This window comes from Pedobacter sp. UBA4863 (assembly GCF_002399615.1).
Lineage (GTDB): Bacteria > Bacteroidota > Bacteroidia > Sphingobacteriales > Sphingobacteriaceae > Pedobacter.
In genome coordinates this window covers 43,133-69,462 of record NZ_DHDZ01000036.1, presented here as the reverse complement: position 1 = coordinate 69,462, position 26,330 = coordinate 43,133, and the positions used below count along the sequence as shown (strand labels likewise).

The 26,330-nt window shown below is 36.7% G+C and carries 16 protein-coding genes; 1 reads left to right on the top strand and 15 read right to left on the bottom strand.

Annotation, left to right across the window (positions count from 1 at the left end):
- Positions 1–82: 82 nt before the first annotated feature.
- From B3I52_RS08680 to B3I52_RS08630, 11 genes are all read right to left on the bottom strand, one after another.
- Positions 83–2,347, bottom strand: a complete 2,265-nt coding sequence (locus tag B3I52_RS08680; RefSeq protein WP_293300423.1) for a T9SS type A sorting domain-containing protein — start codon at positions 2,345–2,347, stop codon at positions 83–85.
- 67 nt (positions 2,348–2,414) lie between these two features.
- Entirely contained in the window at positions 2,415–3,488 is a 1,074-nt protein-coding gene (locus B3I52_RS08675; protein ID WP_293300421.1) for an alpha/beta hydrolase family protein, read from the bottom strand.
- Positions 3,489–3,500: 12 nt separating this feature from the next.
- Positions 3,501–4,835 carry a D-alanyl-D-alanine carboxypeptidase gene (locus B3I52_RS08670; RefSeq protein WP_293300419.1) on the bottom strand — a complete coding sequence of 445 codons (1,335 nt, stop codon included), beginning with the start codon at positions 4,833–4,835 and terminating at the stop codon, positions 3,501–3,503.
- A 1-nt stretch (position 4,836) separates the two neighbouring features.
- On the bottom strand, positions 4,837–6,909 hold the full coding sequence (locus tag B3I52_RS08665; protein WP_293300417.1) for a S9 family peptidase: 2,073 nt from the start codon (positions 6,907–6,909) through the stop codon (positions 4,837–4,839).
- 83 nt (positions 6,910–6,992) lie between these two features.
- The gene (locus B3I52_RS08660; RefSeq protein WP_293300415.1) at positions 6,993–8,339 is read right to left on the bottom strand and encodes a DUF4302 domain-containing protein; all 1,347 of its coding nucleotides are present in this window, start codon (positions 8,337–8,339) and stop codon (positions 6,993–6,995) included.
- A gap of 8 nt (positions 8,340–8,347) precedes the next feature.
- Positions 8,348–9,805: a DUF4302 domain-containing protein gene (locus B3I52_RS08655; protein ID WP_293300414.1), complete on the bottom strand. Its 1,458-nt coding sequence runs from the start codon at positions 9,803–9,805 to the stop codon at positions 8,348–8,350.
- Between the two features lies 1 nt (position 9,806).
- The gene (locus B3I52_RS08650; protein ID WP_293300412.1) at positions 9,807–10,643 is read right to left on the bottom strand and encodes a substrate import-associated zinc metallohydrolase lipoprotein; all 837 of its coding nucleotides are present in this window, start codon (positions 10,641–10,643) and stop codon (positions 9,807–9,809) included.
- A 27-nt stretch (positions 10,644–10,670) separates the two neighbouring features.
- On the bottom strand, positions 10,671–12,098 hold the full coding sequence (locus B3I52_RS08645; protein WP_293300410.1) for a RagB/SusD family nutrient uptake outer membrane protein: 1,428 nt from the start codon (positions 12,096–12,098) through the stop codon (positions 10,671–10,673).
- An 11-nt stretch (positions 12,099–12,109) separates the two neighbouring features.
- On the bottom strand, positions 12,110–15,652 hold the full coding sequence (locus tag B3I52_RS08640; RefSeq protein ID WP_293300408.1) for a SusC/RagA family TonB-linked outer membrane protein: 3,543 nt from the start codon (positions 15,650–15,652) through the stop codon (positions 12,110–12,112).
- Positions 15,653–15,992: 340 nt separating this feature from the next.
- On the bottom strand, positions 15,993–17,132 hold the full coding sequence (locus B3I52_RS08635) for a FecR family protein (protein WP_293300406.1): 1,140 nt from the start codon (positions 17,130–17,132) through the stop codon (positions 15,993–15,995).
- Positions 17,133–17,192: 60 nt separating this feature from the next.
- Positions 17,193–17,732, bottom strand: coding sequence for an RNA polymerase sigma factor (locus B3I52_RS08630; RefSeq protein ID WP_293300404.1), 540 nt, complete (start codon positions 17,730–17,732; stop codon positions 17,193–17,195).
- A gap of 273 nt (positions 17,733–18,005) precedes the next feature.
- Between B3I52_RS08630 and B3I52_RS08625 the strand changes: the two genes are divergently transcribed.
- Positions 18,006–19,064, top strand: coding sequence for an MBL fold metallo-hydrolase (locus tag B3I52_RS08625; protein ID WP_349678676.1), 1,059 nt, complete (start codon positions 18,006–18,008; stop codon positions 19,062–19,064).
- A gap of 43 nt (positions 19,065–19,107) precedes the next feature.
- Here B3I52_RS08625 and cls read toward each other — a convergent pair whose 3' ends face one another.
- The 4 genes from cls to B3I52_RS08605 all read right to left on the bottom strand — a co-directional run bounded on the left by cls (position 19,108) and on the right by B3I52_RS08605 (position 26,264).
- The gene (cls, locus tag B3I52_RS08620) at positions 19,108–20,580 is read right to left on the bottom strand and encodes a cardiolipin synthase (protein WP_293300400.1); all 1,473 of its coding nucleotides are present in this window, start codon (positions 20,578–20,580) and stop codon (positions 19,108–19,110) included.
- 721 nt (positions 20,581–21,301) lie between these two features.
- The gene (locus B3I52_RS08615; protein ID WP_293300398.1) at positions 21,302–23,188 is read right to left on the bottom strand and encodes an alpha-amylase family glycosyl hydrolase; all 1,887 of its coding nucleotides are present in this window, start codon (positions 23,186–23,188) and stop codon (positions 21,302–21,304) included.
- 49 nt (positions 23,189–23,237) lie between these two features.
- Positions 23,238–24,572, bottom strand: coding sequence for an MFS transporter (locus tag B3I52_RS08610; RefSeq protein ID WP_293300397.1), 1,335 nt, complete (start codon positions 24,570–24,572; stop codon positions 23,238–23,240).
- A 15-nt stretch (positions 24,573–24,587) separates the two neighbouring features.
- Positions 24,588–26,264, bottom strand: coding sequence for an alpha-amylase family glycosyl hydrolase (locus B3I52_RS08605; RefSeq protein WP_293300395.1), 1,677 nt, complete (start codon positions 26,262–26,264; stop codon positions 24,588–24,590).
- Positions 26,265–26,330 lie beyond the last annotated feature (66 nt).

Genomic DNA, 26,330 nt, shown 5'->3' with positions numbered 1-26,330 from the left:
TTGCTTTTCTATAGCAGCATAGAAAGCCATGCTGCCACGAAAAACAATAATAAGTTTGCAATGAAATTTTAAAAACCATTGTTTATGGTTTCAATATTTTTTTAATGGTCTTCTCTGCACCGTTGCTAAGTACAATAAAATAAGTTCCACTAGGGTAATTTGAAATATCTACTGTTTTCTCGGTTTCGTTTGCAGCAATTTTTAATGATTGCAAACTTTGTCCCTGTAGGTTAACCAACTGCAATTTGGTAAATTTATTTCCTGCCAAGTTGATGGTTATTTTACCGCCAACCGCGGGGTTTGGATAAACATTTACCGAAGCCTTATCTTGTAAAGAAAAGTTTACTACCACCGGATCGAAAGTTACCTTGGTGCCATCTTTATCTACTTGGCTAAGTCGGTAATAACTTGTTCCAGCTAACGGACTATAATCGGTATGGCTATAATTGGCGCCATTGCCTTTGGATACAGGTGTAGCGATGGTTACAAAGGTTACACCATCGGTACTTTTCTCTAATACGAAGTGGCTGTTGTTGGTTTCTGTTTCGGTAACCCAAGTTACGATTATTGAACTGCCGTTTGATTTTGCAGACAAGGCAGCAGATAATTTAACTGGCAACACTACGGCTAAGGGAATAATCTCGTAAACACCTAAATCAATTTGGTTTACAGAGTTACCTTTAAAATTATATTTACGATTGTAACCTCTTATATCTTTATCGCCCAAAGTAACTTCATCATAGTCTGCATCAAGACCAGCATCAATTGCGGGATTTGTATTAATCTCTATTAGTTTTAAAAAGTCATCATGATTAGCATTTGTAGTATTAACGAAGATATCATTAGCAACTACATCTGTTCTAACTCCAGCGTTGTAGGTAATACCCGTTTCTGCTGCTGCTTGAGCAAAAGAGTTAGATACGTTAATTACGGCGGTACCGCTTCTTGATATATCTATAGCTCCAGCTGTAGAAGTATTACCTAAGATAATTGTATTTTGAACTGTCAACGTACCGCTAGTTGCAAGTCGTAGGGCCCCTCCGTTTGTAGCTGATTCATTTTCAAAAAAAACACAATTTACAACTCTACCTGAGGCACCTGAAATGGTAATTCCTCCTCCTGTTCCTGTACTTACGTTCTTATAAAACAAGGTACTTACTGCTAAAGTCTGAAAACTACCTGTAGTAAAAATACCTCCTCCGGAAGTGCTTTCGTTACGGATAAACTTAGAGTTATATACCTCTAAATTACCATTCGTATTTGAATTAATTGCGCCTCCTTGGCTTGTTCCTTCATTTTCGATGAAAGAACAGTTTTTAATTTTTATTGGTGTAGTTTGATTACTTTGTAAGTAAACAGCACCTCCATAAGTAGCTCTATTTCGATAAAATGTGGAACCACTAACAGTTAGATTAACATTTCCACCAGGTCTTAATGCTCCAATACCTTTTGAAAAATTTCCTGAAAATGTACAATCTGAAATAGCAACATTAGCAATATAAGTTGCGCTCTCAGCAGCGATGAAAACACCAGCTCCTGCTCCATGATTATAGGTGTTTGCATGCACAGCATTTGGAGCATGGTTATTTAAAAACGTAGTTTGCGTAATAGAAATTAAATCTGTTGAAATAGGATTTAAGTTTTGTTTTCCTCCATGAATATACATTCCAGAGCCGGCTTGAGCCGCTGTAGCATTATTATTTTTAACAATTAGATTGTTTAACACAGGGCTACTCTTACGAAGGAAAATACCCCCACCTTGGTTTTTAGGAACTGCGTAACCACTTTCGGGTGTGATGCTCCCCGCACCATCTGCATTACCTCCACTAATAGTAAAACCGTCTAAAACTGTAGTAGCGGTATTATTGTACGAAACTACTACGTGATAAGCGTTTTCTCCATTATTTGTAATGCCTGTAACTATACCCTTTGCATCTGTAGATACCCCATCATCCTCATTAAAATCTCCACTTAGCGTTGTTTTATTATCCGTATGTACCTTAAGAGCATCTCTTTGTGAAAGAAAACCTTCGGTTCCAGCAAAACCACCGTAAATTCTTACCCCTTGTGGAAGTACAAACGTAGCGTCTCTAGAAACGGGACTTTCTACCGCCCCTCCAAAAGTTTTAGATGGTTTGTAAATTCCCTTAGCCACCCAAATTTGGCCGATAGTGATGAGGTTTGGGTCATCTAAAGCTAACTGTAAATCTGTGTAGGCATCAGTCCAAGATGTTCCATTATTACCTCCACTGGTTTTACTGGCATCTACAAAAATTTGTGCCATAGCTTCTGTAGTTAGTAGGCTTAGCGCTATTAATGTTAAAAGTTTTGTAAAAATTTTCATCATTGTATTTGTTTTAGGTAATGGAGCAGATTTTATTAAACTAGCCCTACTCCTTAAGCCATTGGTTGGTTTATTTAACTGGATAATAAGCTGCTTTGGTCATCGCTTCTACCGACGCAAAAGGAGCGCTAGGTTTTAAGTATTTTTCTAAGAATTTATAGACTACTAAACGTGCTTCTTTAGATTCGTAATTATCTATCCTATCAAAATGATGGCCGCCAGGGGCATCCTGATAAATTTTATAATCGAATTTTTTATTGTTCGCCTTTAATGCACTAATTAAGTGTTCTACTTCTTCTATCAATACATCATCATCGTTAGTATTGGCATGTATCAACAATGGCGATTTAAGTTTATCGGCATTAAAAGCTGGTGAGCGTTTACGGTATTCTTTTACGTTTTGGTGCACTTCTTTTCCAATATGGTAATCAGCAGAAAATAATTTTCTATAGGCATCATCCATATATCCTAATCGCATAATTAAATCGCTTACAGGCACACCTGCAAAACCTACCGCATAACTTTCTGGAAATTGAAACAGGTTCATCAGGGCATGCATACCGCCATGGCTCCAGCCCATTACACCTACTCTGTTTTTATCTACAAAATCGTAGTTTTTCACCATGTAATCTCTGGTGTGCTTGGTGTCGTCTATCTCGCGGCCGCCATAATCTATTTCTCGTTGAAATTTACGACCGTAACCTGTGCTACCTCTGTACTCTGGAGCGGCTACTACATAACCTTGTGCCACCAATTCTTTAACAATGTGAATATTAGACAAACCAAAATTGCCATGCACCCCACCATGTACCAAAACCATTAACGGGTATTTTTTATTCTGATCTAGACTTTTAGGAATAAATACATAAGAATATATGGTTAGCGGATTGTTATAACCTTTTGAAGTTTTACTTTTAGCTTGTGAGGAAGGCAGACTAGAAAAACGCACTTTATCTACAAAGGCAATATCATCCATTTTTTGTTCCCAAGAAACATCTTCAATACCTTTTGTTAATTGATCGAACGAATAGCTTAGGTTCTCTATTTGCTGTTTTAAAGCGTTTACTTTATTTTCGATATCGGTTTGTTGCGCTTTAACAACTCCTACGAACAATAATGCTACGGCTAATAATCTAAGTTTCATGGTTGTTAGTTGTTAATAGTTCTCGATGATGTTTATCAAAAATTTTTCGAATGCTTTACGTGTAGGCGTGGCTGGTTTAAAATGATTATTAACGATTAGTGCAAACACATGCTTGTTGCCTTTTTTAGTAATGAGGTAACCACTTAAACTTACTACGTTGTTGCCTAATGTGCCTGTTTTAGTGTAGATGTTATTTTCGTAACCTTGGTATAGGCCTTTCACCGTACCTTGATTTCCTTTTTGTAGCACATCGACAACTTTTTGCCAACCCAATTCCTTCTTCATTTGTACCAATAAATCAGTAATTGCACGAGGCGTAATTTGATTAGACCTACTTAACCCGCTACCATCAGCCCAATAGAACGGATTAGACATTTCTTTAAAATTATCAGCTTTAACTCTCGAGATAGCAAATTGGTCGTTTGGATAACTGTTAAGTGCGGTCCCAACCATAGCCAGCAACTGTTCTGCTAAGAAGTTGTCGCTGTTATGCATCATTATACGAACCACATCCGCAGTTTTTTGCGTATAGAATGGTTTCCAAAATGTTCTATCTCGTTTCTGCTGATCGATAATGATTAATTCTTTTTTTAAGGATTTTAGTGTGTCTTGCAATAGCATGTACGGCAAATCGGCATTCCCTTTGGTAGTAAAAGCCCTAGTGGTTGAATTTACATTTGCAGGCTTTACAACAAATGTATTTTTATCCATATTTTTAGCAACATTAATTCTTTTACCCACTATATCTCCATTAATTGTAATGCTATCTTTAAAGTATGTTGGCGAAACATCTACACCACCAGTAGCATTAACTTTAAATCGAACTAAATTTTCGTAAATAGGCATTACTGTACGCTCTGGGTACGATGCAATTTGAAAGTTTGCCCAGCTCCAACCACTACCATAAACACCTAAACGAGCATCATTAGCCTTTTCTACCACTAATACTTTTTTAGTTGATCTCAACTTATCGAATAGCTTTTGCGATTTAAAACCACTATGTAAAAAAGTTGGATCGGCATTAGGCTTAAAATATAAAGTATCTGCCGTTTCTCTAATAAAAAACCCTGGCAGGCTGTCTTTTAAATACTTTAATGTGGCATAAGCAGTAAATAGCTTGGTATTGCTTGCTGGTACAAAATATTTATTGGCATTGAGCTCTTCTTCAACCTTACCCGATTTTTCATTGATCAAAATAAAGCCAACGTGAGCGGTTGTAAACAAAGTGTCTTGGGCAAATTTTTCAATATTGCTTAATTGCTTAGGCCCATCGATAGCTGGTTTTTTAACAGCACATGCAGCCATAAATAAACAGCTTATTACAATAATTATTTTTTTTATATTCATGCTATTTCAAATACTTATGCAAAAAGTTAAAAGTGGCTTTATTTACTTCTAATAGGTTTTTAAATACCATCCAATGGTGTGTTTCGTCTGGTATTATGAGCAGCTCTATATCAACGTTTCTATTTTTAAGCCTATTATAAAGATCTATGCTGTGCTGAAAATTTACATTTTGGTCGTCGTCGCCATGAATAATCAAAGCAGGAGATTTCCAACCATCAACCCAATAAGAAGGCGATGAATGCAATGCCGCCAAATCATTTTTATTTAAAGAAGCTGGATTTCCAGGGGCTTTTAATCGCATGTGCACACCGTGAATATCTACACCGACTTTAAATACATCAGAATTTTTAGCCAAGGCCATTGCCGTTAAAAAACCACCATGCGAACCTCCGTAAACACCAATTTTATCTGCATTTACAAAGTCTTGTTGTGCCAACCAGTTGCCTGCTGCTAGAATATCTTGATACTCTGAGGCACCATTTCTACCTGCTCTAGCAGCGTTTTGAAAGGCATAGCCATAACCCGTTCCCGAACGGTAATTAACCGATAACACCACATAGCCCTGACTAGCCAAATATTGGTTCATGGCATAGTTATAGAAATAATAATCTAGGTGATGCCAGCCCAAATACATTTGCCTACGAGGGCCGCCGTGTATATAAACAATAGCTGGAGCTTTATCTTTTATATTTTTTGGCTTAAACAACTGTCCGTAAACCTGCAGGCCGTCTGGCGAGGTGTAGCGTACATGCTCAGGAACTACTAAGTCTTCGTATTTTACATTGCCCAACAAAGCGTTTCCTATAATTTTAGGCGTTGCTTTACCGTTTAACTCTACAATGGCTGGCAATACCGGTCTTTTAGCAGTTGAACTTAGTGCCACTATTGACTTGTCTCCATTAATAAAACTAGGTGTAGAAAAAATGTTGTCGCCACTAGTGAGAAACTTAAAATCGCCTTTAACCAAGTCAACTATTCCTAATTGTTTACGATCTACATCTTCGTCTTTTTTGGCATAATTAGCGCAAAAAGCAATAAAGTTACCATTTGCACTATAGGCATAATTTTCTGTTGCAAAATTACCTTTGGTTAATTGTTTTACCTTTTTGCTATGAGGATCAATAGCGTATAAATGAGGCCACCCGTCTTCGTAACTAGAGAAGGTAATGTTTTGTGCATTGCTCCAGTTAAGGTTCCTAGGCGCTACTACCCTGGCTGATGTTGAAGATTTATAAATTTCTGTGGTAGCGCTTGTGGCCAAATCGTAAACGTATGCCTGCCATTTACTAGTTGCTTTTACACTTGCAGAATCTTTGCCCATGCTTTCGCCCTCTTGTCTTATAAACGCCAGTTGCTTACCATCTGGCGACCAAGTAGGATAATCGTCTTTGTGATATGATGGTGCCACCCATTTAATTTGCGATTTTCCTTCTTCGTATATCCCAATAAATGAATGGGTGGTTCTTCTCGATCCAAATGCTAAACGTTTGCCATCTGGCGACCACCTAAATATCCGTGGCAGTCCTCTATCAAAGAATAGCTGTTTTGGTTTTACCGAACCATCTATGGCAGCTATTTGAATTTGTGCTTCGTTAATAAAAGTAAGTTGTTTTGAATTGGGGTGTATGCTTGGGTAATTACCCTCGCCTATTAATTTTACCGCAGCTGTTTTTAGGTTTATACTATAAACAGCCAATTTTGGTGTGTTTACAGACGAATTTGGGTTAATTGGCCTAGCGGTGCTGTTTCCTCCATGATCTCCGCCCTTTACAAAAACCGCCCACTCTCCATCATTACTTATCTGTAAACTGGTAATTTCCTGTCCTTCGTCTGTATTAAATTGCGTTAACTGTTTTAGCTGATAAGTTGGTGCAGCGGCTAAATAAATGTTTCTAGCTCCTTTATTATTCACACTTAATAACAGATTACCGGTTTTAGAATCGGCTACCAAATCGGCAATAAAAGGTGTGCTAAGTAACTGCTCTAGTGTTAAGCTTTGAGCATACGTGTTTAATTTTGAGCAGAATAAAAATAAAAAAACTAAAGCTAAACGTAAGGGAGGGTTTTTTATCATTTTTAATATTATTTGGTTAAGGTCTAATTTAATTAGACCTATATATTTGATATAGGGACCAATATTTTTTTAACGTTACTAATTTAATCTATATAGACACCGGCCGGGGTACTCACCGTAACCATCATGTAATACTTACTGTCTTTTCTACTCACTAATCTAATACGTTGTAAGGCTCCGGCTCTTCCGTAGGGAACTATTGTAACCCCCTCAGGAGGGAAAATGTAAGATAAAAAGGCATTTACATCAGCGAGGAAAGGCGTACCAAGGTTGTTTGTAGTACCTGTTGGCGTTACAACTACATGACTTTCATCAAGCTTTGTTAGGTTGTAGTAATAAGGAATCCAACCAGAGGAAGAACCATCGTGCAGGGTACTACCCGCTGGCATTACATAACGAAACTGTATGGAGTTTGTGAAATTTGGAGCGGTTCCGTTGTGATTGTATAGCTGACTAAGAAAGGTGGTAGCTCCACTAAATTTGCTTTTCAATTTTTGAAATTCTACCTCTAAAGCAGGGCTATAATAATCAGAACCTGTGGCTAAAGTGTAAGCATAAAACCTTACAGCGCCATTTTGTTGTATAAAGTAATCGGCAGTACCATGATACGGAAATGCAGGCACGTGATCTACTGCAATTTTTCCAGTTCCAGCATTACCGGCCTCAGTAATCGTCATTTCGTTGGTAGAGGCTTGTCCGAATTTAATGACATCTACTTGCAAGTTTAAGGGTTTCCAAGGTTTATTTAAGGCAATACCGTTGGCTACATTAGAATACGTAAATTGTTCTGAAACAGTGTTTCCGCCAGCATCTAGCCAAGTTAATTTGATAGTTCTGGCACTTGGGTTAAGCTCAAAAAATGCAGAGATATTAGTTAGCATCAAATTTTTAAAATATCCTGATGCATTTTTATTAAAATTCTCAATTAGGTTAACCACTGCTATTTTAGCAATAACATCTGCTTTACTTGCCGCCGTTGCTTTCTTTAAAGTATGTTTTACCGTGCCATTTATGGTTTTTAAACTAGCCGAACCATCTGTATTAAAACTAATTGTAAACTCAAAAGCACCACCCATATTTTCGGCAATGGCATGCCAAGCGCTATAGGTTTCAAAAATTAATTCTGGAGCATATACACCGCCAAGCCTATATCTTATGTTAGTTTGCTCGCTGGTAAAGCCGTTGTAATCTGTAATAATATTGGCTGTACCGTCTGCATTAAACTTAAGCCAAATAGCTATACTCCCTTGCCCTGCCACAGGTACATAATCTATCACCCAACCATCGGTAGATGCTACCAACTGTTGCTTATATTTTGCCTGAAGCTCTGGTAAACCTCCTACTTCTACAGGAATAATGTTTTCAATTTGCTTTTCGCATGCCATTAAGCCTATGCTTAGCAAAAATATCATCGTAAATAAACGTTTCATTGTCATCCTTAATTAAAGTAAATTCCTGTTGGTGTAGAAAGTAACTCTACCCAAATTCTACTGTCTTTTCTGCTTACTAAGCGCATAAATTGGTTATTTCCGGTTCTTCTTGTAGGTACTACCGTTACCCCTTCGGCTGGCATTAAAATTTCCATAAATTCTTCTACCGCTGTTTTAAATGGCGCACTTACTGTACTGGTACCTCCATTAAAAGTCAACACTACATGATTGGCATCTTTCTTTTCTACATTATAGTAATAGGCAAGAAAGACATTTGCACCAGCTGTATTTTTGGTTAAAATTTGCAGAGAATTAAGCACATTTTCAGCTGTGGTTCCGTTGGCATTCATGTTATAATTATAGAATTGAAGTCGAAAAACTGTACTCACGTCATGGGTAGCACCAATAATTTGCTTTAGTTTTTCTCTGTGAACTTGTAATGCTGGACTATAATAAAAATTTACATCTTCTAATGTATAACCTAAATATCTAGGTAATTCGCCCCTTAGAAAAAAATCTACAGTAGTGTAATTTGCAATTGGAGCCCCCGCTATTGCGTTTTGGTATGGGTAAGCAGGAATATGTTTATGCCCCCAAGAGCCCGCACCTGCATTACCAGCCGATTCTATTTCAATAGCATGATTAGTATAATCTTTAAAAATGATGTTATCTATGGTGATACCACCCGAAACAAGTGCAGGTTTTAAAGCTATGCCTTTGGGGATAAGACTGTATTCGAAAACACCTTGCTTTTCTAAGATGCCCTCTTTCCATTTTAATGTGAACTTCTTAGCTACCGTATCTAGCTCGCTCCAATAGGCAGAAAAATTGTCAACAGTTAAATTTTGAAAGTAAAAACCTGGATTATCGGCACCTAAGGTAGCTAGCCTAAAGCCAGCAACTGCTCGCTGTCTTTGTAGCTCGCGTTCTGCTTCTATTTTGATTAAAACCACCTCTATTTGATTTTGCAAAACAGTTAAATCTTGTGACGTAGCTTTTTTAAGAATAAACTCTTTGTCATCAAAACCATCTGCCCTGCGCAGCTTAAATGTACCGTTTTCTTGTAGGGTAATTTTAAATTTTACTGCACCGTTATGGTCTAACTCTAACTGTTTCCATAAAGTGTTGTTAGAAAAAACAAGTTCGGTGGTTACCTGCCCACCAAAGCTGTATGAACCTTTGTTTTGTGTTACATGAAACTCTGAATAACCTGCTAAAAGTGTTAGCGAATCTGTTTCTAAAAATTTCATCCAAACTGAAATTTCATCTACATCATCGGCTGGTTTATAAGAAATATACCAACCCGCAGTTTCTGCAACTAACAGTTTTTTATAAGATGCCTGAATTGCTGTTAATGGTTGTTTTACTTCTTTTGCTGGAAGTACTGTTACTTCCTTTTTGCAGGCAGTAAAGAAAATCAGCGTTGCTAAAACAAAACCATTTAAATATTTTTGAAATGCTTTCATATTAGTTAAGAATGGTTTGTAAATAATCGTATAATACATGTAGATCTATTCCTTTATCGAGGTAAAAGTTGTATACCATCTTGTATTTTCTATTTAATAGATCGTTTGATTCTGCAATGGTTAAAACATCTGCTTTAGGTGTAGTTACAATGCCGTCAACCCAGGTTGCAAAATCTTCGCCTTCGCTGGTCATGCCATAATTTTTCCAAAAACCTCTGCTTCTTGCTTCTGCTTGGCTAAACACTGCAAAACTTGTAGAGCCAGCATATTTACCTTTAGAAACATCATCAAAGCCTGTTGGACGACCATAAATTTTATCTAATACGTGGGCAAATTCATGGTGTAATGTGGCGTACTGCCCACGTAACCAATTTGGATTTGTTAAATCGTATCTGTTTATTCCAGTTATTAGTATTCTACTGAATGATTGTGCCATACCGCTGGCGCTGAAATTACGCTCATCACCTGCATCGTAGTTAATGGAGCTTCCAATAAAAATCATTTCAATGGGCATGTGCTTTACCATAAAATCGCTTTTCTGACGATCGTATGCGGCAATAAAAAGCTTCCTCAATACATTGTCGATATAAGGTTTAATAAGTTCAAATTGCGGCGGCGTAGCAGTAGCATCTGCACTGATATACCTTCGGTCCCATTTGTAGATAATCTTAGTTTGGTAGCTGTTTAGGATATCTTGAATGGTTAAATCTGTTGGATTATTTGCTGCCTGCTGCGCTACATGTGGTTCAAAGGGGATAGCTTTTTCCTTAGTGCAGCCTGCAAAAACTGCAACTACCGCGAGCATTAAAGGAGCTATGAATTTTCTGATACTTAACATCTTTATTTTGTTTAGTTTTAGTATTTTTTATCTCGGGTTGGGTTCCATTAACGGGTTTGCTGTTAGTTCTGGTACTGGAATTTGAAAAACCCTTCTTAAATCGTTAGGTGCTAAAGTTTTCACCCCATTTTCTGTCCAATGGCTTACGGGAATATTAAATCGTTTAATATCAAACCATCTATAACCTTCGTAACATAATTCGCGATTTTTTTCGTCAATAATTTTTGTTAATAAAGCTTCTGGCGTTGCAAAATCGGCAACTTTAAGGGCGGTGTATGGTCTTAGCCTTTTAATTAAAATGGCATTTAGCTTATCAATAGCGTAGGCCATATCTGGATTTTCTTTTCTAACGGCAGCTTCTGCAGCGTTGTACATTACCTCTTCTACCACAAACAAACTAACATTAGAATACTGCTGCCCATCTGAAGGTGTTTGGGAACGAAATTTACGGACAATGTAATTAGGTGTTTGGTTACTGGTAAACGTATAAAGCCTACCCCTTAAATCGGCACTAGAAAATGTACTTCTATACTCGTTGGCGTACATTCCGCTTCTGCCAAAAGAGTTCCATTCTAGGGTATGGTTCATTAATAAAATATTACTCTGCTCTACCGTGGTGTATCTCATGGCAAACTCTGTATATAAGCCAGTTGCCATGTAGGTATCGTAATCTTTAAATAAATCTCTAACGGTCGAATTTTTTGTAAAAACACGTTCACTGTACTCTAAACTGGTTTTATAATCACCTTTAAACAAATAAAACCTACTTAAAAAGGCATTTGCAGATGTGGTTGAAAAGTGGAATTTTGGTTTATCAAATAGCTCATCTTTAATTAAGCTTAAACCCTCTAAAGCATCTTTCTCTATTAAATTGTAAACTACTTTTACAGCATCGCGTTTATAATGCGTATTAGATACTTTTTCTGTGGCTAAAGCATAGGGAATACCTAAATCTGTAGCTGCTGTTGCTTCGTTATAATGTTTAGCAAAAATATTAACCAACATAAAATGACAATAGGCACGAACTAGTAAGGCTTCGCCTCGTAAAGACGACTTATGCTTTTCGCTTCCCGATGCTGTGGCTAAACCTTCTAAAACTACGTTGGCAACATAAATGGAGTTATAGTATTTGCGCCATCCGCCCTCTGGCGTAATGCCACTGTTAGAAATATACTCATCAGACCATAAATAAATTGGTTTTAACCACGACTGGATATTGGCATTGTTAAAATCGGTATAATCGTAATAACGATAATTATCGGTGTACAGCTCGGTAAAAAGATGAAATGCTTGTGGTAGCGCACCTGTTAAAATGGCTTGATAATCTTCAACTGATTGTGGTCTTATTCTATTATCTGGATTAACGGCTAAGAATTTTTTACAGCTCGAAAAAGTAATCAGTATAAAACAAGTAACTAAAATTCTTATGATATTTTTTTGTGAAGTTGTTTTCATGTTTTTACGAATTAAAAATTAACACCTAACCCCAAAGTATATGTTGTTGCTGCAGGTATAGAAACCCCAGACACAAAGGCTTCAGGGTCTTGTCCGTTTAACTTTGGATCGGCCCATAAAATGAGATTTTGCGCTTGACCGTTAATTTGCAGAGATTTAAGCCCAATTTTTTTACTGATTTCGGTTGGCACGCTATAGCTTAACATCACATTTTTTAAACGTATAAACGACCCATTTGCTACCCTAATGTTGCTCCTGTTGTAAAATGTAAAAGGATCGGCATTTGCCTGTAACAATCGGCTCCTGGTTTCGGCTTCTATGATACGTGGCACATTGGTATAGAGCTCGTGTCCTGGTGCTGTCCAGCGATTTGCAAGTGTAGCATCTAAAGCGGCAACATCACTGTAGTACCGTTGAAAAAATGGATTTAACCTAATTTTATTGCCATAAGAGTAAGTAAATAGAAATGACAAGGAAACATTTTTATACTTGAAACTATTGGTAAAACCACCAGAGCCTAATGGATCTCTGCTGCCTTCATAGTCTAAAATACTTAAGGTTCTGTAATACTTTGTAATTTGATAAGTTGGTAGGTTATTGTAGTTATAAAACAACGGCAAACCTTCGTCATTTAATCCCGCAAAGCGGAAAGAATATAAACCATTTACTGGATAACCTACCGCCGCACTACCGTTTGACGAAGTGGCCTGTAAAACCGTTGTACCAGAAGTTGACATTCTGGTTACCGTATTTTTGTTATATCCGAAGGTTAAAATAGTATTCCATTCAAAATCTTTGTTTTTGATGTTTTGAGTGGTAAGTGTAAGCTCAAAACCTTGGTTTTTCATATCTGCCCAGTTCATGGTTTTACGTTGAAAACCACTTATTCTAGACACTTCCAAGTTTCCTATTAAGTCGTAGTTTTTTCTGGCATAATATTCTAAAGTGGCGCTAAACCTATCAAATACCCCAATTTCTAAAGCTATGTTAGACATTTTTTCTTTTTCCCATTGCATGGTTGGATTATCTGGAGCAGAAATAGTAATAGAGTTTTCTACATCATTCGGATCAAACCTTACATTAGTGCCGTAATAAGCCAACATTTCTGGACTACCCAAACCGCTAATATTACCACGCATCCCATAAGAGCCTCTCAATTTTAGGTTGTTTAACCAAGAAATATCTTTCAAAAAATCTTCATCAACTGCGTTCCAACTGGCACCAGCTACCCAAATTGGCAAAAACCTAAAACGTTCTGATGCCCCCAACCTGTTAGACCCATCGGCCCTTACAGATAAAGTGGCATTGTACTTTTGGTTATAGGTGTAAGCCAGGTTTGCAAAAAATGAAGCCTCGTTGTAAATATTTTGTCCTTTACGGTAATATGGAGATCCACCGATAGATAACAAATCTCTTTGTATGGCACGATAATCTGGACTAGAGGTCATTCCCCTACCATAATCGAAACCGTAACCTTTGTAATAATCAGTATAATATTTTCTATGTCTTATTTCAGTACCACCAAGAACATCGAAACTGTGTTTTTGTGCAATCACAGGTTTCCAGTTTAAGGAGTTTCTAACGGTATAAAAATCGGCCAATGTATTATCAGTAATTACAATACCACCTCTTGGTAAAACCGATATTGGATATTCACTATCGTCATAAGGATCATTATACAATAATCCATTTGCCGAACGAATAGACAAACTTTGCATGGCCCTATAACTTTCGGCAACGTTAGATTTTTCGGTAGCAATGTGCTCGCTATAAGCTGATGACATACGCCCCGAAACAATGCCTAAATAAGTAAGTTTTTTGGCAATATTCCATTTTCCATCCAATTGAAATTTCACCTCACGAGCTTTAATGTCGATAAAGTTATTTTCTAGCTCGTGGATGATGTTGAAAGGCGCATAATTGGTTTGGTAAAATTCTAACGAGCCGTCATCACCATAAGGTCGCATGGCCCTACTTGTTGTTCTGGCATAGTTATACGGATTAATATCAAATTCTCGATCAACAATACCAGTAACTGTTTCGGTAGAGTTATAAGCACCAAACATACGTTGATTTCTAATTGACGCGTACAACGAAGCTGTTAACATAAACTTTTCTGAAAGGTTATAATTACCCCTTAAATTGGCCGTATAACGATCGGTGTACTGTCCCTTGGTTTGTCCATCGTCTTTAAAATAACTGGCAGACATGTAGTATTGTGCTTTGTCCGTTCCAGAACTAATGCTTACGCTGTGCTCTTGGTTCAAAGCATTTTTAAAAAGCACATCAAACCAGTCTGTATTGTAAGTTTTAGCTCGCTGTATGCCATCGTAAAAACCATTCCAATCAATTTCTTTCTTAGATAATTGATTTAATAATTTACCATAAGCACCGTAAGTTTGGTTTAAGTTGGTAAAATCAAGAAGGTTTTTCTCATACATTTCTTCTGAAAATTCCATTCGTTGCTTAGAATTCATTACATTAAACTGGGTAATACTGGGCTTTATTCCTACCGAAAATGTATTTTTATAACTCACCGTGGGGCTACCTACCTTACCTCTTTTAGTAGTAACTACAATTACACCATTTACTGCTTGTGTACCATACATTGCAGTTGCGGAAGCATCTTTTAAAATCTGAATGTCTTCAATATCATCAGGATTGATACCACTAATTGCAGAGCTTAACATAGTTGCAGCATCGCCAGAATATAACTGATTGGGGTTAACGTTGACAGGATCATCTAAAACAATACCATCTACTACCCAAAGTGGCTCTTGGTTGCCGCTAATAGACGAGTTACCTCTAATTCTAATTTTTGCTTTTGTACCAAACGTACCGCTAGAGTTTTCTACAGCTACACCAGCTACCGCACCTTGTAAAGATTTACCCACATCTGAAGTACCGGCAGTTGCCAAAGTTTTTGGATCTATTTTACCCACCGAACCAGTAAAAGTTCTTTTATCAATAACCTGATAACCTGTTACCACCACTTCTTTCATGGTCTCTACGCTACTGGCCAACATCACCATTTGCAGTTCTTCCTTTTGAAAAGGCAATTTTACAGGTAACATACCAATGTAGTTAAACCTAACCGAATCTCCTTCTTTACCTTTAATCCTAAAAACACCTATTGCATCTGTAATAACAGTTAAGTTTCTAGAAGTATTTACCACAGACACCCCCGCAATACCTTGCATTGTACTATTATTCATTACTTTTCCAACCAAAGTAACTATGGTGTCTTGTGCTGCTACAATAGGTTTAGCAGTGGTAGTTTTATTTACCGGACGTTTTTTAATCAGAATATAATCGTCTGAAAATTGGTAGATTAATTGTTTATTCTTCAATAAACCTGTCATTACCTGACTAAGCGAAGCATTTTTAAAATCTACTGTTACTTTTTCTTTGTCATTTAACAATTCATTGCTATAGAAAACAATGGCTCCAGTTTGTTTCTTAATTTCTTCGAAAATGGTAAGCAACGCAACATCTTTGCCCGAAAAAGAAAAGGTTTTGGTTTGAAAAGCGATACTTTTAATGCTAAGCAGCACAAAAAATAAACTAAGACAATAAAATTGCCTTACACCCACATTAAAGACACGAAATCTCGTAGCCCTTAATGTGTCAATCTTAGAGTTCAACATATTTAGGTTATTGGTTGTTTAGGCTAAAGACGTGGCAATGCCTAAAAAGGGTGACGGAATTTTATATTTTTTTTGATTTTGTTTATAAATAATCTCAAAAGTGCTTTTTTTAAGGCATGCCAAACCTCATCCTAAAGCTTAAGAAACGTTAAGCTCACAACCATGTACTTTTAAGAGCAACAAGCTTCTAGCGTATTAAATTATAAACCAATTTTAAAAACAAATGCTTTATAAAGCTTAGCGTAAGTTAATAGAGTTCTATTCTCCCGTCTTTTATCGTATATTGAATTTGAGAAGATGATGCTTTTATGTTCTCTAAAAGCACTTTAATCGGCTTATCTATTTCTAAAGCACCCGAAAATCTGTAGTTAGCAATTTTAGAATCGGTGATATATAAATCTTCTCCTGTAACTCGGTTGGTAATATTTACGATTTCACGCAATGGCATATTGCTAAAATAGTAGGTTCCGCCCAACCATGAAAGCACTTTATCTGTAGAAAAATTTTCTATAGCAATTAAATTATTGGCTCGCTTTACGGCTGCTTGTCCCGGTTTAATAAGAAACTCTTTAGTATGATCATTATTTGAGATGGCTACACTTCCTTCAATTAAAGATGTTTGCGCATCATTACCAGGATAAGTGTTTACATTAAACTTTGTCCCTAGCACTTTAACATCCATTTCTGGGGTTTTCACTATAAAAGGCTTAGCATTTTTAGCAACTTCTAAATAAGCTTCGCCATCTAATTCCACTTCTCTTGTTTTTCCGCTAAATACCAGCGGAAATTTCAATACAGATGCACTATTTATCTTCACCGAAGTGCCATCGGCAAGTACTATTGCATAGGTTTTACCTTTCGGAATAGCTAAAGTGATAACCTCGTTTGCTAATGCAGTTCCTTTTCTTTGGTCGGCCCTACTCGCTGATTTTGCACCAAAATGAATTTCCCCTGCGGTTACACCTTTATCATTTTCAATAGTATATGTTGTACCGTCGCTAAGCATTACTTTAATAGGATCGGTTTTACTCGCTTTTTTTTGTGCAAACTGCATATCGCTGTTAGACAAGCTAAACCATAGTAAGCTTACCAACAATAAAGGCACCAAAATACTAGCGGCTACCAGCCACCTAAATTTTTGAGTTTTTAATTTTACCGTTGGTGGCTCGGCCCCTAACTTCTCAACTAACTTATTCCATGCTGCTTTTTCGTTTATATTTGAACCCTGCTGAGTGGCTTTATAAAGAGCAACAGCGGCTAATGATTGTTCCCATTGTAAACGAACAGATTCGTCTGTACCAATATATTTTGTTAAAAGCGCATCGTCCTCCGCACTAATCTGACCACTGATTTTATCAGCAATTAGCTCATCTATATGTTCACGCAAAGGTTTCAACTTTTCTTATGTTTCAGTATGACGATAGTTATTCTTTTTAGGGTGACAACATTATCTAAATTTTTCCATAATCGCCCTCATTTTAGCTAAAGCCCGTTTTAATTGAGTTTTTATGGTATTTATACTTAAGCCCAACTCATCTGCCACTTCTTGATATTTCTTACCTTCTATATACACCATTTCAAAAATTACTTTACACTGCAAGGGCAAACTTGCTTTTGCTTCTTCTAACTGCTTGCTAAGTTCTTTTATTCTTACCGAGTGGAAAGGGTCTAACGCACCATCGCTTATTTCTACTTCATTAATATCATCCGTAATTCTTGTCTTTCTCAACTGATCTAAACAAGAATTTTTGACCGAAATATATAAATAGGAAGCCATATTACCCACTTGCCCCAACTCCATCCGTTTACTCCATATTTTCAAGAAAACGTCCTGCACTACATCTTCAGCTGTTTTTTCATCCTTAACCAACAGCAATGCACTTATACATAATGATTTATAGTGATATTCGAAAACTAAATTAAAGGCGTTAACATCCCCTTGGCTTACTTTTATCCATAAATCCTTTTCATTGTTGTGGGTTATCATTTTAAATGTGCCTCGGCCTAAATATAGTGCTAGGTTAAGGAACGCTAATTCTTATGAAAGATGAAATTAGAAAAACATTGTGATATGCGAAGCCATTCTTAAAATAATCTTTTTATGTTTCAAGGTATTTAGCCTTTAGCGCAATAAAATTTGGGATTTAAGACAAAACTATTTCTTATTTTTATTTAGCTTTCTGCCTTCAAGATGAAAAAAACACTTAATTTTTTTAAAAAAACAATGATCATCATCCTATCCCTATCGTTACTAATTATTATGGGATCCTATTTATATATGCGCCATCCCAAATTTGGCAAAGCACCAAGTGGCGAGCGATTAGAGCGCATACAGCGATCGCCCAATTATAAGGATGGCAAATTTCAAAATTTAGCGTACACCCCAAACCTTACAAAGGGCTATTCGATGGTAGGAATTATGTTCGATATGCTGTTTAAAAACCATCCTCGTAGGAAACCCACAGATAGTTTGCCTTCTGTTAAAACAGACTTACTGAGCCTGCCTATAGATTCTAACCTGTTGGTATGGTTTGGGCATTCGTCTTATTATATGCAAATAGCGGGTAAGCGGTTCTTGATAGACCCTGTGCTTAGTGGCAATGCATCGCCTTTGCCTAACACCAATAAATCTTTTAAAGGTGCTGATATTTATAACGTAGCCGATTTGCCCAATATTGATTATTTGGTAATTAGCCACGACCATTATGATCATTTGGATTATGAAACTATTATGGGACTAAAAGCCAAAGTAGGTAAAGTAATTTGTGGGCTAGGTGTTGGTGAGCATTTTGAAGTTTGGGGTTTTGCACCTGAGCAGTTGATAGAAAAAGACTGGAATGAGGAGATTGCTCTTGATAACGATATTACTTTACATACCGTTCCTGGAAGACACTTCTCGGGCAGGGGATTTACACGCAACAATACACTTTGGTTGGCCTATGTTTTACAAACACCTCATCAAAAAATATTTATTGGTGGCGATAGCGGCTACGGCTCCCATTTTGCGAAAATTGGTGAAAAATTTGGACCTTTTGATTTGGCTATTTTAGAAAACGGACAGTATAATGTAGCCTGGCAAGCCATACACACTTTGCCCGAAGAGGTAATTAAAGCAACTAAAGATTTAAAAGCAAAGCGTTTTTTCCCGGTACATTCTTCTAAATTTATGTTGGCCATGCACCAATGGGACGAACCTCTAAATGAAGTAGCTAGATTAAACAAAAACGAAATTCCGATGGTAACTCCAATGATTGGCGAAGTGGTAAATTTAGACAACGAACAGCAGGTGTTTAAGCAATGGTGGAAAGGCGTAAAATAACTGCCCCTAAAACTTAAGGTAAGCACTAACGTTAATTTTTAAGCTACATAAAAGGCGATATTAACCGTAAAACCTGCTCTAAAAACTTCCGCCCTAACGATCGCTTTACCCAACTCGTATAAAAGAGCTGTTTCGTTTGTTTTAAATCATCATAAAAGGCATTTTTCAATTGCTCGGCAATTTCTTTATCATAAATTAAGGCAGCTACTTCAAAGTTTAGGTCAAAGCTCCTCAAATCAAAATTGGCGGTACCTACCGAGGCCAACATGCCATCAATAACAAGTGTTTTGGCGTGGATAAACCCCTTTTCATAAAGATAAATTTTTACGCCTGCTTGCAGCAATTCTTCAAAATAAATCCTCGAAACACTATCTACCAGTTTCGAATCACCTTCTTTAGGCACCAGCAATTTTACTTCTACCCCACTCAATGCAGTCATTACTAAGGTTTGCTGCAAACTTTCATCGGGGATATAGTAAGGTGTAGTTAACAATATCTCCGATTTAGCCGTTTGTATGGCTTTCAAAATAGCAAATAATATATTTGGTCTATCAGAATCTGGGCCACTAGAAACCACTTGCAATTTAGCATTGCCGTAAGTTTCCATATTTTTAAAGGGAAAATAATTATTACCGGCAACCCGTAACCTTTGTCCGCTACAAAAGTTCCAATCCGAAATAAAAATTTGCTGCAATGCAAAAACGCCCGCTCCGTTAATTCTTACGTGCGTATCTCTCCAAAATATGGTCTGACTTTCATCATTAATGTATTTATCGCTAATATTTATTCCGCCGGTAAAAGCTATTATGCCATCAACAATTACAATTTTGCGGTGGTTGCGGTAATTTAACCTGTTGGCCAATAACAATAGTTTAATTTTATTAAAAGGAAAAGCTTCTACCCCACTCTCATTCAGTTCTCTCGCTATATTCCGCCTAATTCCCTTACTCCCAAAATCATCATATATTACTCGTACCTTAACGCCTTCTTTTGCTTTAGCTTTTAAAATTTCTTTTATAGTATTGCCAATGCGGTCGTTCTCGTAAATGTAATATTCTATATGGATATGATGCTTGGCCTGCTGTAAATCTTTAATTAGCTCAGAAAACTTATTTTCTCCATTAAACAGTAAACGTATATTGCTATTTGGCAACAAGAAAGCGCCACCAGATTTTTTGTTTGCCAACAGCTTTATTAAACGTTCAAACCTAACTAAAACCGTATCGTTATGGATAGCTTCTTCGAGATCGTGCGCCTTTAGCAATTCATTAATCTCTTTCTTAAAGTTTTCATCAACATTTAATTTTTTATCGTAAATCTTTCTTTTTCGGTAATTGATACCAAACGAAAAATAGAACACCACACCTACAATGGGCACAAAAACGGCAAACAACAAGTAAGCCAAGGTTTTACTTACCGATCTGGTATCAAAAACAATGCGTAAACAAGTAAAGCCTAAAAGGAGCAAATAGAGAATTTCGACAACAATGATCCATACGGTTTGTTCTTGCAACATAAAAAACTTGTTTAACCAAAGATAGAATAAACAATTTGCCAAGCAAATATCTTTAAAAGCATAGCTGTGACTAAACAGAATCAACCAAAAAACAGGAAATGTGCTAAAAAGCAAAAACCCACTCAGATTATCTATAAGTGGGTTTTTTGCGATCCGCACGGGACATTGAAAATACCCCTCCAACCTATTTAAATATCATTTTTCTTGGGATGCTCACCAGATGCTCACCCAAAAACTACAACTAATTAACTGTATATGAATTACATCAAGCCTACTAAACAATCGTAACAAAACAGAAACTAAATTTATAATTAGGAGATATATTAAGTTTTTATATCTGGTACGGTTCAGCGAATTTCTCAAATGTGACTAGAGACCGTATTAAGGATTTCTGGTGATAACGCCAACCAAAATAAAAAATGTCTCTACTTTTCTATTGCAATTCCATTCGTAAGGTACGCATGAAAAAAGCAGGCACTTCCGAGTGGCTCCTACAGGATTTCAGAGGTGATATTTCAAATAGATATTTCCATCAACAAATATTTCAAGGAAATACCTATAATTAGTACTAAGGAAATACCTTAATCAACATTAGAAAAAATAGATTTTAAAGCAAAAGGCTATAAATGGAAAAAAGCTACCTAATGTATCAGTAGAATTTCAATTTAGGTTTATAGCGAAATGGTTTAGCCCATATTTTTGCTTGAGCCATTCCAGTTTACTATGGGATCAAAACCTGCTTACTATAAATGTGGTATTCGCCTGGGGCTAAACTTTGATTATAAGAGTTAGACGATAACGTGATGCTACCACCTAAAGCATCGTACCATGTACCAGAACTCCCAAAATCTATATTTGCAGATTGAGAAACAACATCAAAATTACCAACAACAACAACAGTATTCGTACCTTCAGTAAGCTTAATGTATTTAATACCACCGGCTAAACTATGACTATTCGTAGTAGCATTAAAGATACTATTTAGCTTTTTCAACTTTGCTAACTTAGCATAAATATTGTATAATTCTTTTCTATTTGTATCATCATAATAGTTCCATCTAATTGGTTTTTCTCCAGTTCTACCGTTAAAATCTATACTTACATCGTAGCCTAATTCGCCAAATTGCCAAATCATTTTAGGGCCAGGAATAGCAAACATAAATGCCGCAGCCATTTGTTGACGTTTCAACGCAGTTGTTAAATCTTTCACCGAGTAGCCTGTTACAACGTTTCCAAAATTGATGTTTTTATAATTCAATCGTTCTTCGTCGTGGCTCTCAATATAGTTTACCAAATTTTCGGATTTTGCAAAATTATGATTGGCATAAAAACCCCATTGGAAATTAGAGTTGGTCAGCCAGCCCATTGTGGCTTCATTCATGTTATAGTTAAGATTATTCCACAACATCATTCCTTCATCAGCCAATGCTTTTTCTTCTGCAGCATCTGCAAAATGCTCTAAAATCACGTAAAAATTATTGCCGTCGATACTTTTGATATAATTGTTATAATCTTTCCAGATATTTACTCTTGAAGCGTCATAAGCAGAAAACCCGCTATCGTCTGTACTTTGTTTTTGGGTAAATCCCTTAGATAAATCAAAACGAAAACCATCTACTTTGTACTCCTGCATCCAAAACTTTATTACATTTTTAGAAAAAAGTTTTGTTGCGGCACTTTCGTGATTAAAATCGAACCCAACGTTGTGAGGATGTTTAGCATCGGTATTATACCACGGACTATTTGATGTAGGTTTACTCCCATCGTAATACAACTGTACCATAGGAGATTGGCTAAAAGAATGGTTTAAAACAACATCTAAAATTACTGCAATACCTCGTCCATGACATTCGTCTATAAATTTCTTTAAATCATTTTTTGTACCATAATATTTATCAGGAGCAAAATAAAACGAAGGATTGTAACCCCAACTCGAGTTACCCTCAAACTCGTTCACTGGCATCAGTTCTATGGCATTTACTCCTAACGACACTAAATAATCCAATTTTTGCAGGGTAGAATTATAGGTGTGTTCGGTTGTAAAATCTCTAACCAAAAGCTCGTAAATAACCAAATTATTTTTTGCTGGGCGAGTAAATGAGCTATTTTTCCAATTATATACTGCTTGATTAGCTTGCATTACACTTACAATACCCGTTGTTTTGCCAGTTGGATAAGCTTTTAAATTAGGATAGGTAGCTTGGTTTATATAAACATCGTTAACGGGATCTAGTATTTTTTCGCAGTACGGATCCGCTACTTTCAAATGATCATTAACTAAAAACTGATAGGCATATTCTGTATCTGGGTTTAGGTTATCTATTTTAACCCAAAAGTAATTGCCATCGCTTGTTTTGTTCATTTTTACGGCATTTACCGACCAATCGTTAAAATCACCAATTAAGGCTACAGCATTTTTACCTGGTGCGTATAAAGTAAAGGTTGCAGAAGTACCATTATTAGAAAACACTACCCCTTCTTTTGCTCCATCTGGAAGCACTACTACTGGTTTAACTTCTTCTGGATCTGAACCATTATTTTTTTTACAACTTGTAACTACGGTGATAAACAACAAGCTAATTGCAAGAAAGTGAAACTGCTTTTTCATACGCTTTTAAATTAATTACCCTACATTTATTCTCTTCAGATTGCAACTATTATTGTGCTAACGTCGCTTCATTCTTGCTTTCTTTAATCATGAAATAGCAAATTAAAGCCGCCAAAATCATTAATGCACCGCCCAATTGCACCGCAAATAAACGATCATTATTAAGTACGTTACGCATTAACCAACCAAAACCTAGCGACGCTATAATTTCTGGCATTACGATAAAGAAGTTAAAAATACCCATGTATATACCTATTTTAGCTTTTGGTAGGTGACCACTCAACATGGCATAAGGCATGGAAAGAATACTTGCCCAAGCAATACCTACCCCTGTCATACACAAATACAACATATTTTTATCATGTACCCAAGCCACGCTAATTAAACCGATAGCACCACACAACAAACACAAAGAATGGGTTGTTTTTCTACCTAAAGTATCGGCTATTTTAGGAAGCACCAAGGCAAACAAGAAGGTTACAACACTATAGTAAGCTAAAGTTAAGCTACCAAAATCTGCACCAGCAGCATAAACCGGATCGCTGGCATCTTTACCACCGAAAACATTTACAGCCACTGCTGTAGTATAATAAAACCACATTAAAAATAAGCCTGGCCAAGTAAAAAACTGCACCAACGAAATTACCTTCATCTGTTTAGGCATATTTTTAAGCGCACTAAGCATCTCGTTAATACCATGCAAAAAACCTTTACTTTTAGCATTCTCGGCAATTTCTTCATCTGTTGGCGGATACTCTTTTGTGGTTAAAACGGTATACAACACCGCAGCAAAAAAGAAAAAAGCACCCAAATAAAACGAGTACTTTACGTTTTGTGGAATATCGCCAAATGCAGCTACGTTACTTACATTGAAAATATTATTGAAAATCCATGGCAAAGCCGATGCAATACTTCCACCTAAACCAATCATCATACTTTGCATGATAAAACCACGATTTACTTGACTATCTGGCAATTTATCGGCAACAAAAGCCCTAAATGGTTCCATCGCGACATTACCAAATACGTCTAAAATCCAAAGTAAGCTGGCGGCCATCCATAGTTCGCTACTGTGTGGCATAAAAATTAATGCAATAGACGCAATTAATGCCCCGATGAAAAAATAGGGTCTTCTTCTACCCCACGTTGGATGCCAAGTTCTATCGCTTAAATAACCAATTATAGGCTGAACAATCAACCCCGTTAGTGGTGCTGCCAAAAACAATAACGGTACCTGATCTGGATTGGCACCTAAATTTTCGTAAATACGGCCCATGTTGGCACGTTGCAAATCCCAGCCAAACTGGATACCAAAAAAGCCTACGCTCATATTGATAATTTGCGATAGGTTTAACATTGGTTTTTGTATTGCTTTTTGGCTCATTATCTTTATCTTTTCTTAAAACTGAATAATTTGTGCCGAAACTGGCAACAATTGTATATTGATTTTTCCTTCTTTAATTTCGACAGATGTGTCGCTTAAAAGATCTACAGCTTTATTTAGGGGCTTGTTTTTTATTAAAGTAGTTGGAAGCTCTACACTTTGATTAAATACTTTCTCTCTATCGAAATTGGCTAACACCAACAGTCTTTGATTTGCAGAATATCTTACAAAAGCATAAACTTTTTTTGTTGTACCTAATGGGATTTCTAATATTTCACCATCGGTTATTGCTTCGCTTACTGCTCTTATTTGCATTAACTTTTTATAAAAACGTCGTGTTTCTGCTTCTTCTACATTTAGTTTGGCACCATCAAAATGACCATTATTAACCCAACGTTGATGATTTGGAACTCCCCAGTAGTCGAAAATAGTAGTACGGTTATCATCGCCACCAAATCCTTCTGTACCTTCGCCAGGTTCCCCTACTTCTTGCCCAAAATACAACATTAGCGGCCCTTTGCCTAAGGTAGCCGAAACCACCATCGCTGGAAATGCCAACTTCGCGTCCCCAGCAAATCCTTTAGAAGCAATGCGTTCCTCATCATGGTTCTCTAAAAAACGAAGCATTTTATGATCGAAACCAGCACTTTCTTTCTGCCAAACGTTTCTTATATCTTGTACATTCGCATTAGGTTCGTCTCTAATTAATCTCTTTAAACCATCGTACAAACCAACTTTATCGTACAAATAATCAAACTTACCTTGGTTAAGGTATTGTGCATACACTTTAGGGTTATAAGCCTCCCCAATAAAAATTAATGCCGAATTAACTTTTTTAACTTCCGGGATTACCCAGCTCCAAAATTCTACTGGCACCATTTCGGCTACATCGCAACGAAAACCATCTACCCCTTTGTTTGCCCAGTACACTAAAATATCTCTCATTTTAATCCATACTGATGGTATTGGTTCAAAATGTTTTATTTCTTTCCCATCCAGATACTCTACACCATAATTCAATTTTATGGTTTCGTACCAATCATCTGCCGAAGGCTGCGCCTTAAAAACGTTATTACCTGTGGCCCTTGCCGGATTTTCTATGTATTTACCATCTTGTAAAGCAGAAAGTATATTCTTTGGTCTATTGGATACAGGAACTTGAAAAGCTTGATCAGGTATATAATAAAAATCGTTTTTAGTATCAAAAACCACCGTTTTATTATCGTTTTCGCCAAAATCTACTACACCTGCTGGTTTGGCTTTTGACTGGTAATTTCTGGCTACATGGTTAGGCACAAAATCAATGATAACTTTCATCTCCTTCTGATGTGTTCGCTTTATCAAAGCTTCAAACTCTTCCATTCTACGGTTCACATCAACTGCCAAATCTGGATCTACATCGTAATAATCTCTGATGGCATACGGAGAACCTGCTCTTCCTTTCACCACATCGGCATCGCCTGTAGCAATTCCATAGTTACTATAATCGGTTAAGCTTGCATGTGCAATTATTCCTGTATACCATACGTAATCTACCTGTAACTCCTTCAAACCATCTAAAGCTTTATCGGTGATATCATTAAACTTACCGCTGCCATTTTGCGCTATTGTTCCATACGGAATGTTTGCCGTAACTGTATTGCCAAATAAACGAGGTAAAAGCTGATAAACAACAAGGTTATCTTTCTTCATTTTTTGCTGATTTTCTGTGGTTTTACAAGAAAAAAGCAGAATAGTAGCTATTAGCACTGTGATAAT

Coding starts and splice junctions, on each gene's coding strand:
- B3I52_RS08680 (WP_293300423.1), bottom strand. CDS start 2,347: ATGATGAAAATTTTTACAAAACTTTTAACATTAATAGCGCTAAGCCTA.
- B3I52_RS08675 (WP_293300421.1), bottom strand. CDS start 3,488: ATGAAACTTAGATTATTAGCCGTAGCATTATTGTTCGTAGGAGTTGTT.
- B3I52_RS08670 (WP_293300419.1), bottom strand. CDS start 4,835: ATGAATATAAAAAAAATAATTATTGTAATAAGCTGTTTATTTATGGCT.
- B3I52_RS08665 (WP_293300417.1), bottom strand. CDS start 6,909: ATGATAAAAAACCCTCCCTTACGTTTAGCTTTAGTTTTTTTATTTTTA.
- B3I52_RS08660 (WP_293300415.1), bottom strand. CDS start 8,339: ATGAAACGTTTATTTACGATGATATTTTTGCTAAGCATAGGCTTAATG.
- B3I52_RS08655 (WP_293300414.1), bottom strand. CDS start 9,805: ATGAAAGCATTTCAAAAATATTTAAATGGTTTTGTTTTAGCAACGCTG.
- B3I52_RS08650 (WP_293300412.1), bottom strand. CDS start 10,643: ATGTTAAGTATCAGAAAATTCATAGCTCCTTTAATGCTCGCGGTAGTT.
- B3I52_RS08645 (WP_293300410.1), bottom strand. CDS start 12,098: ATGAAAACAACTTCACAAAAAAATATCATAAGAATTTTAGTTACTTGT.
- B3I52_RS08630 (WP_293300404.1), bottom strand. CDS start 17,732: ATGATAACCCACAACAATGAAAAGGATTTATGGATAAAAGTAAGCCAA.
- B3I52_RS08625 (WP_349678676.1), top strand. CDS start 18,006: ATGGGATCCTATTTATATATGCGCCATCCCAAATTTGGCAAAGCACCA.
- cls (WP_293300400.1), bottom strand. CDS start 20,580: ATGTTGCAAGAACAAACCGTATGGATCATTGTTGTCGAAATTCTCTAT.
- B3I52_RS08615 (WP_293300398.1), bottom strand. CDS start 23,188: ATGAAAAAGCAGTTTCACTTTCTTGCAATTAGCTTGTTGTTTATCACC.
- B3I52_RS08610 (WP_293300397.1), bottom strand. CDS start 24,572: ATGAGCCAAAAAGCAATACAAAAACCAATGTTAAACCTATCGCAAATT.
- B3I52_RS08605 (WP_293300395.1), bottom strand. CDS start 26,264: ATGAAGAAAGATAACCTTGTTGTTTATCAGCTTTTACCTCGTTTATTT.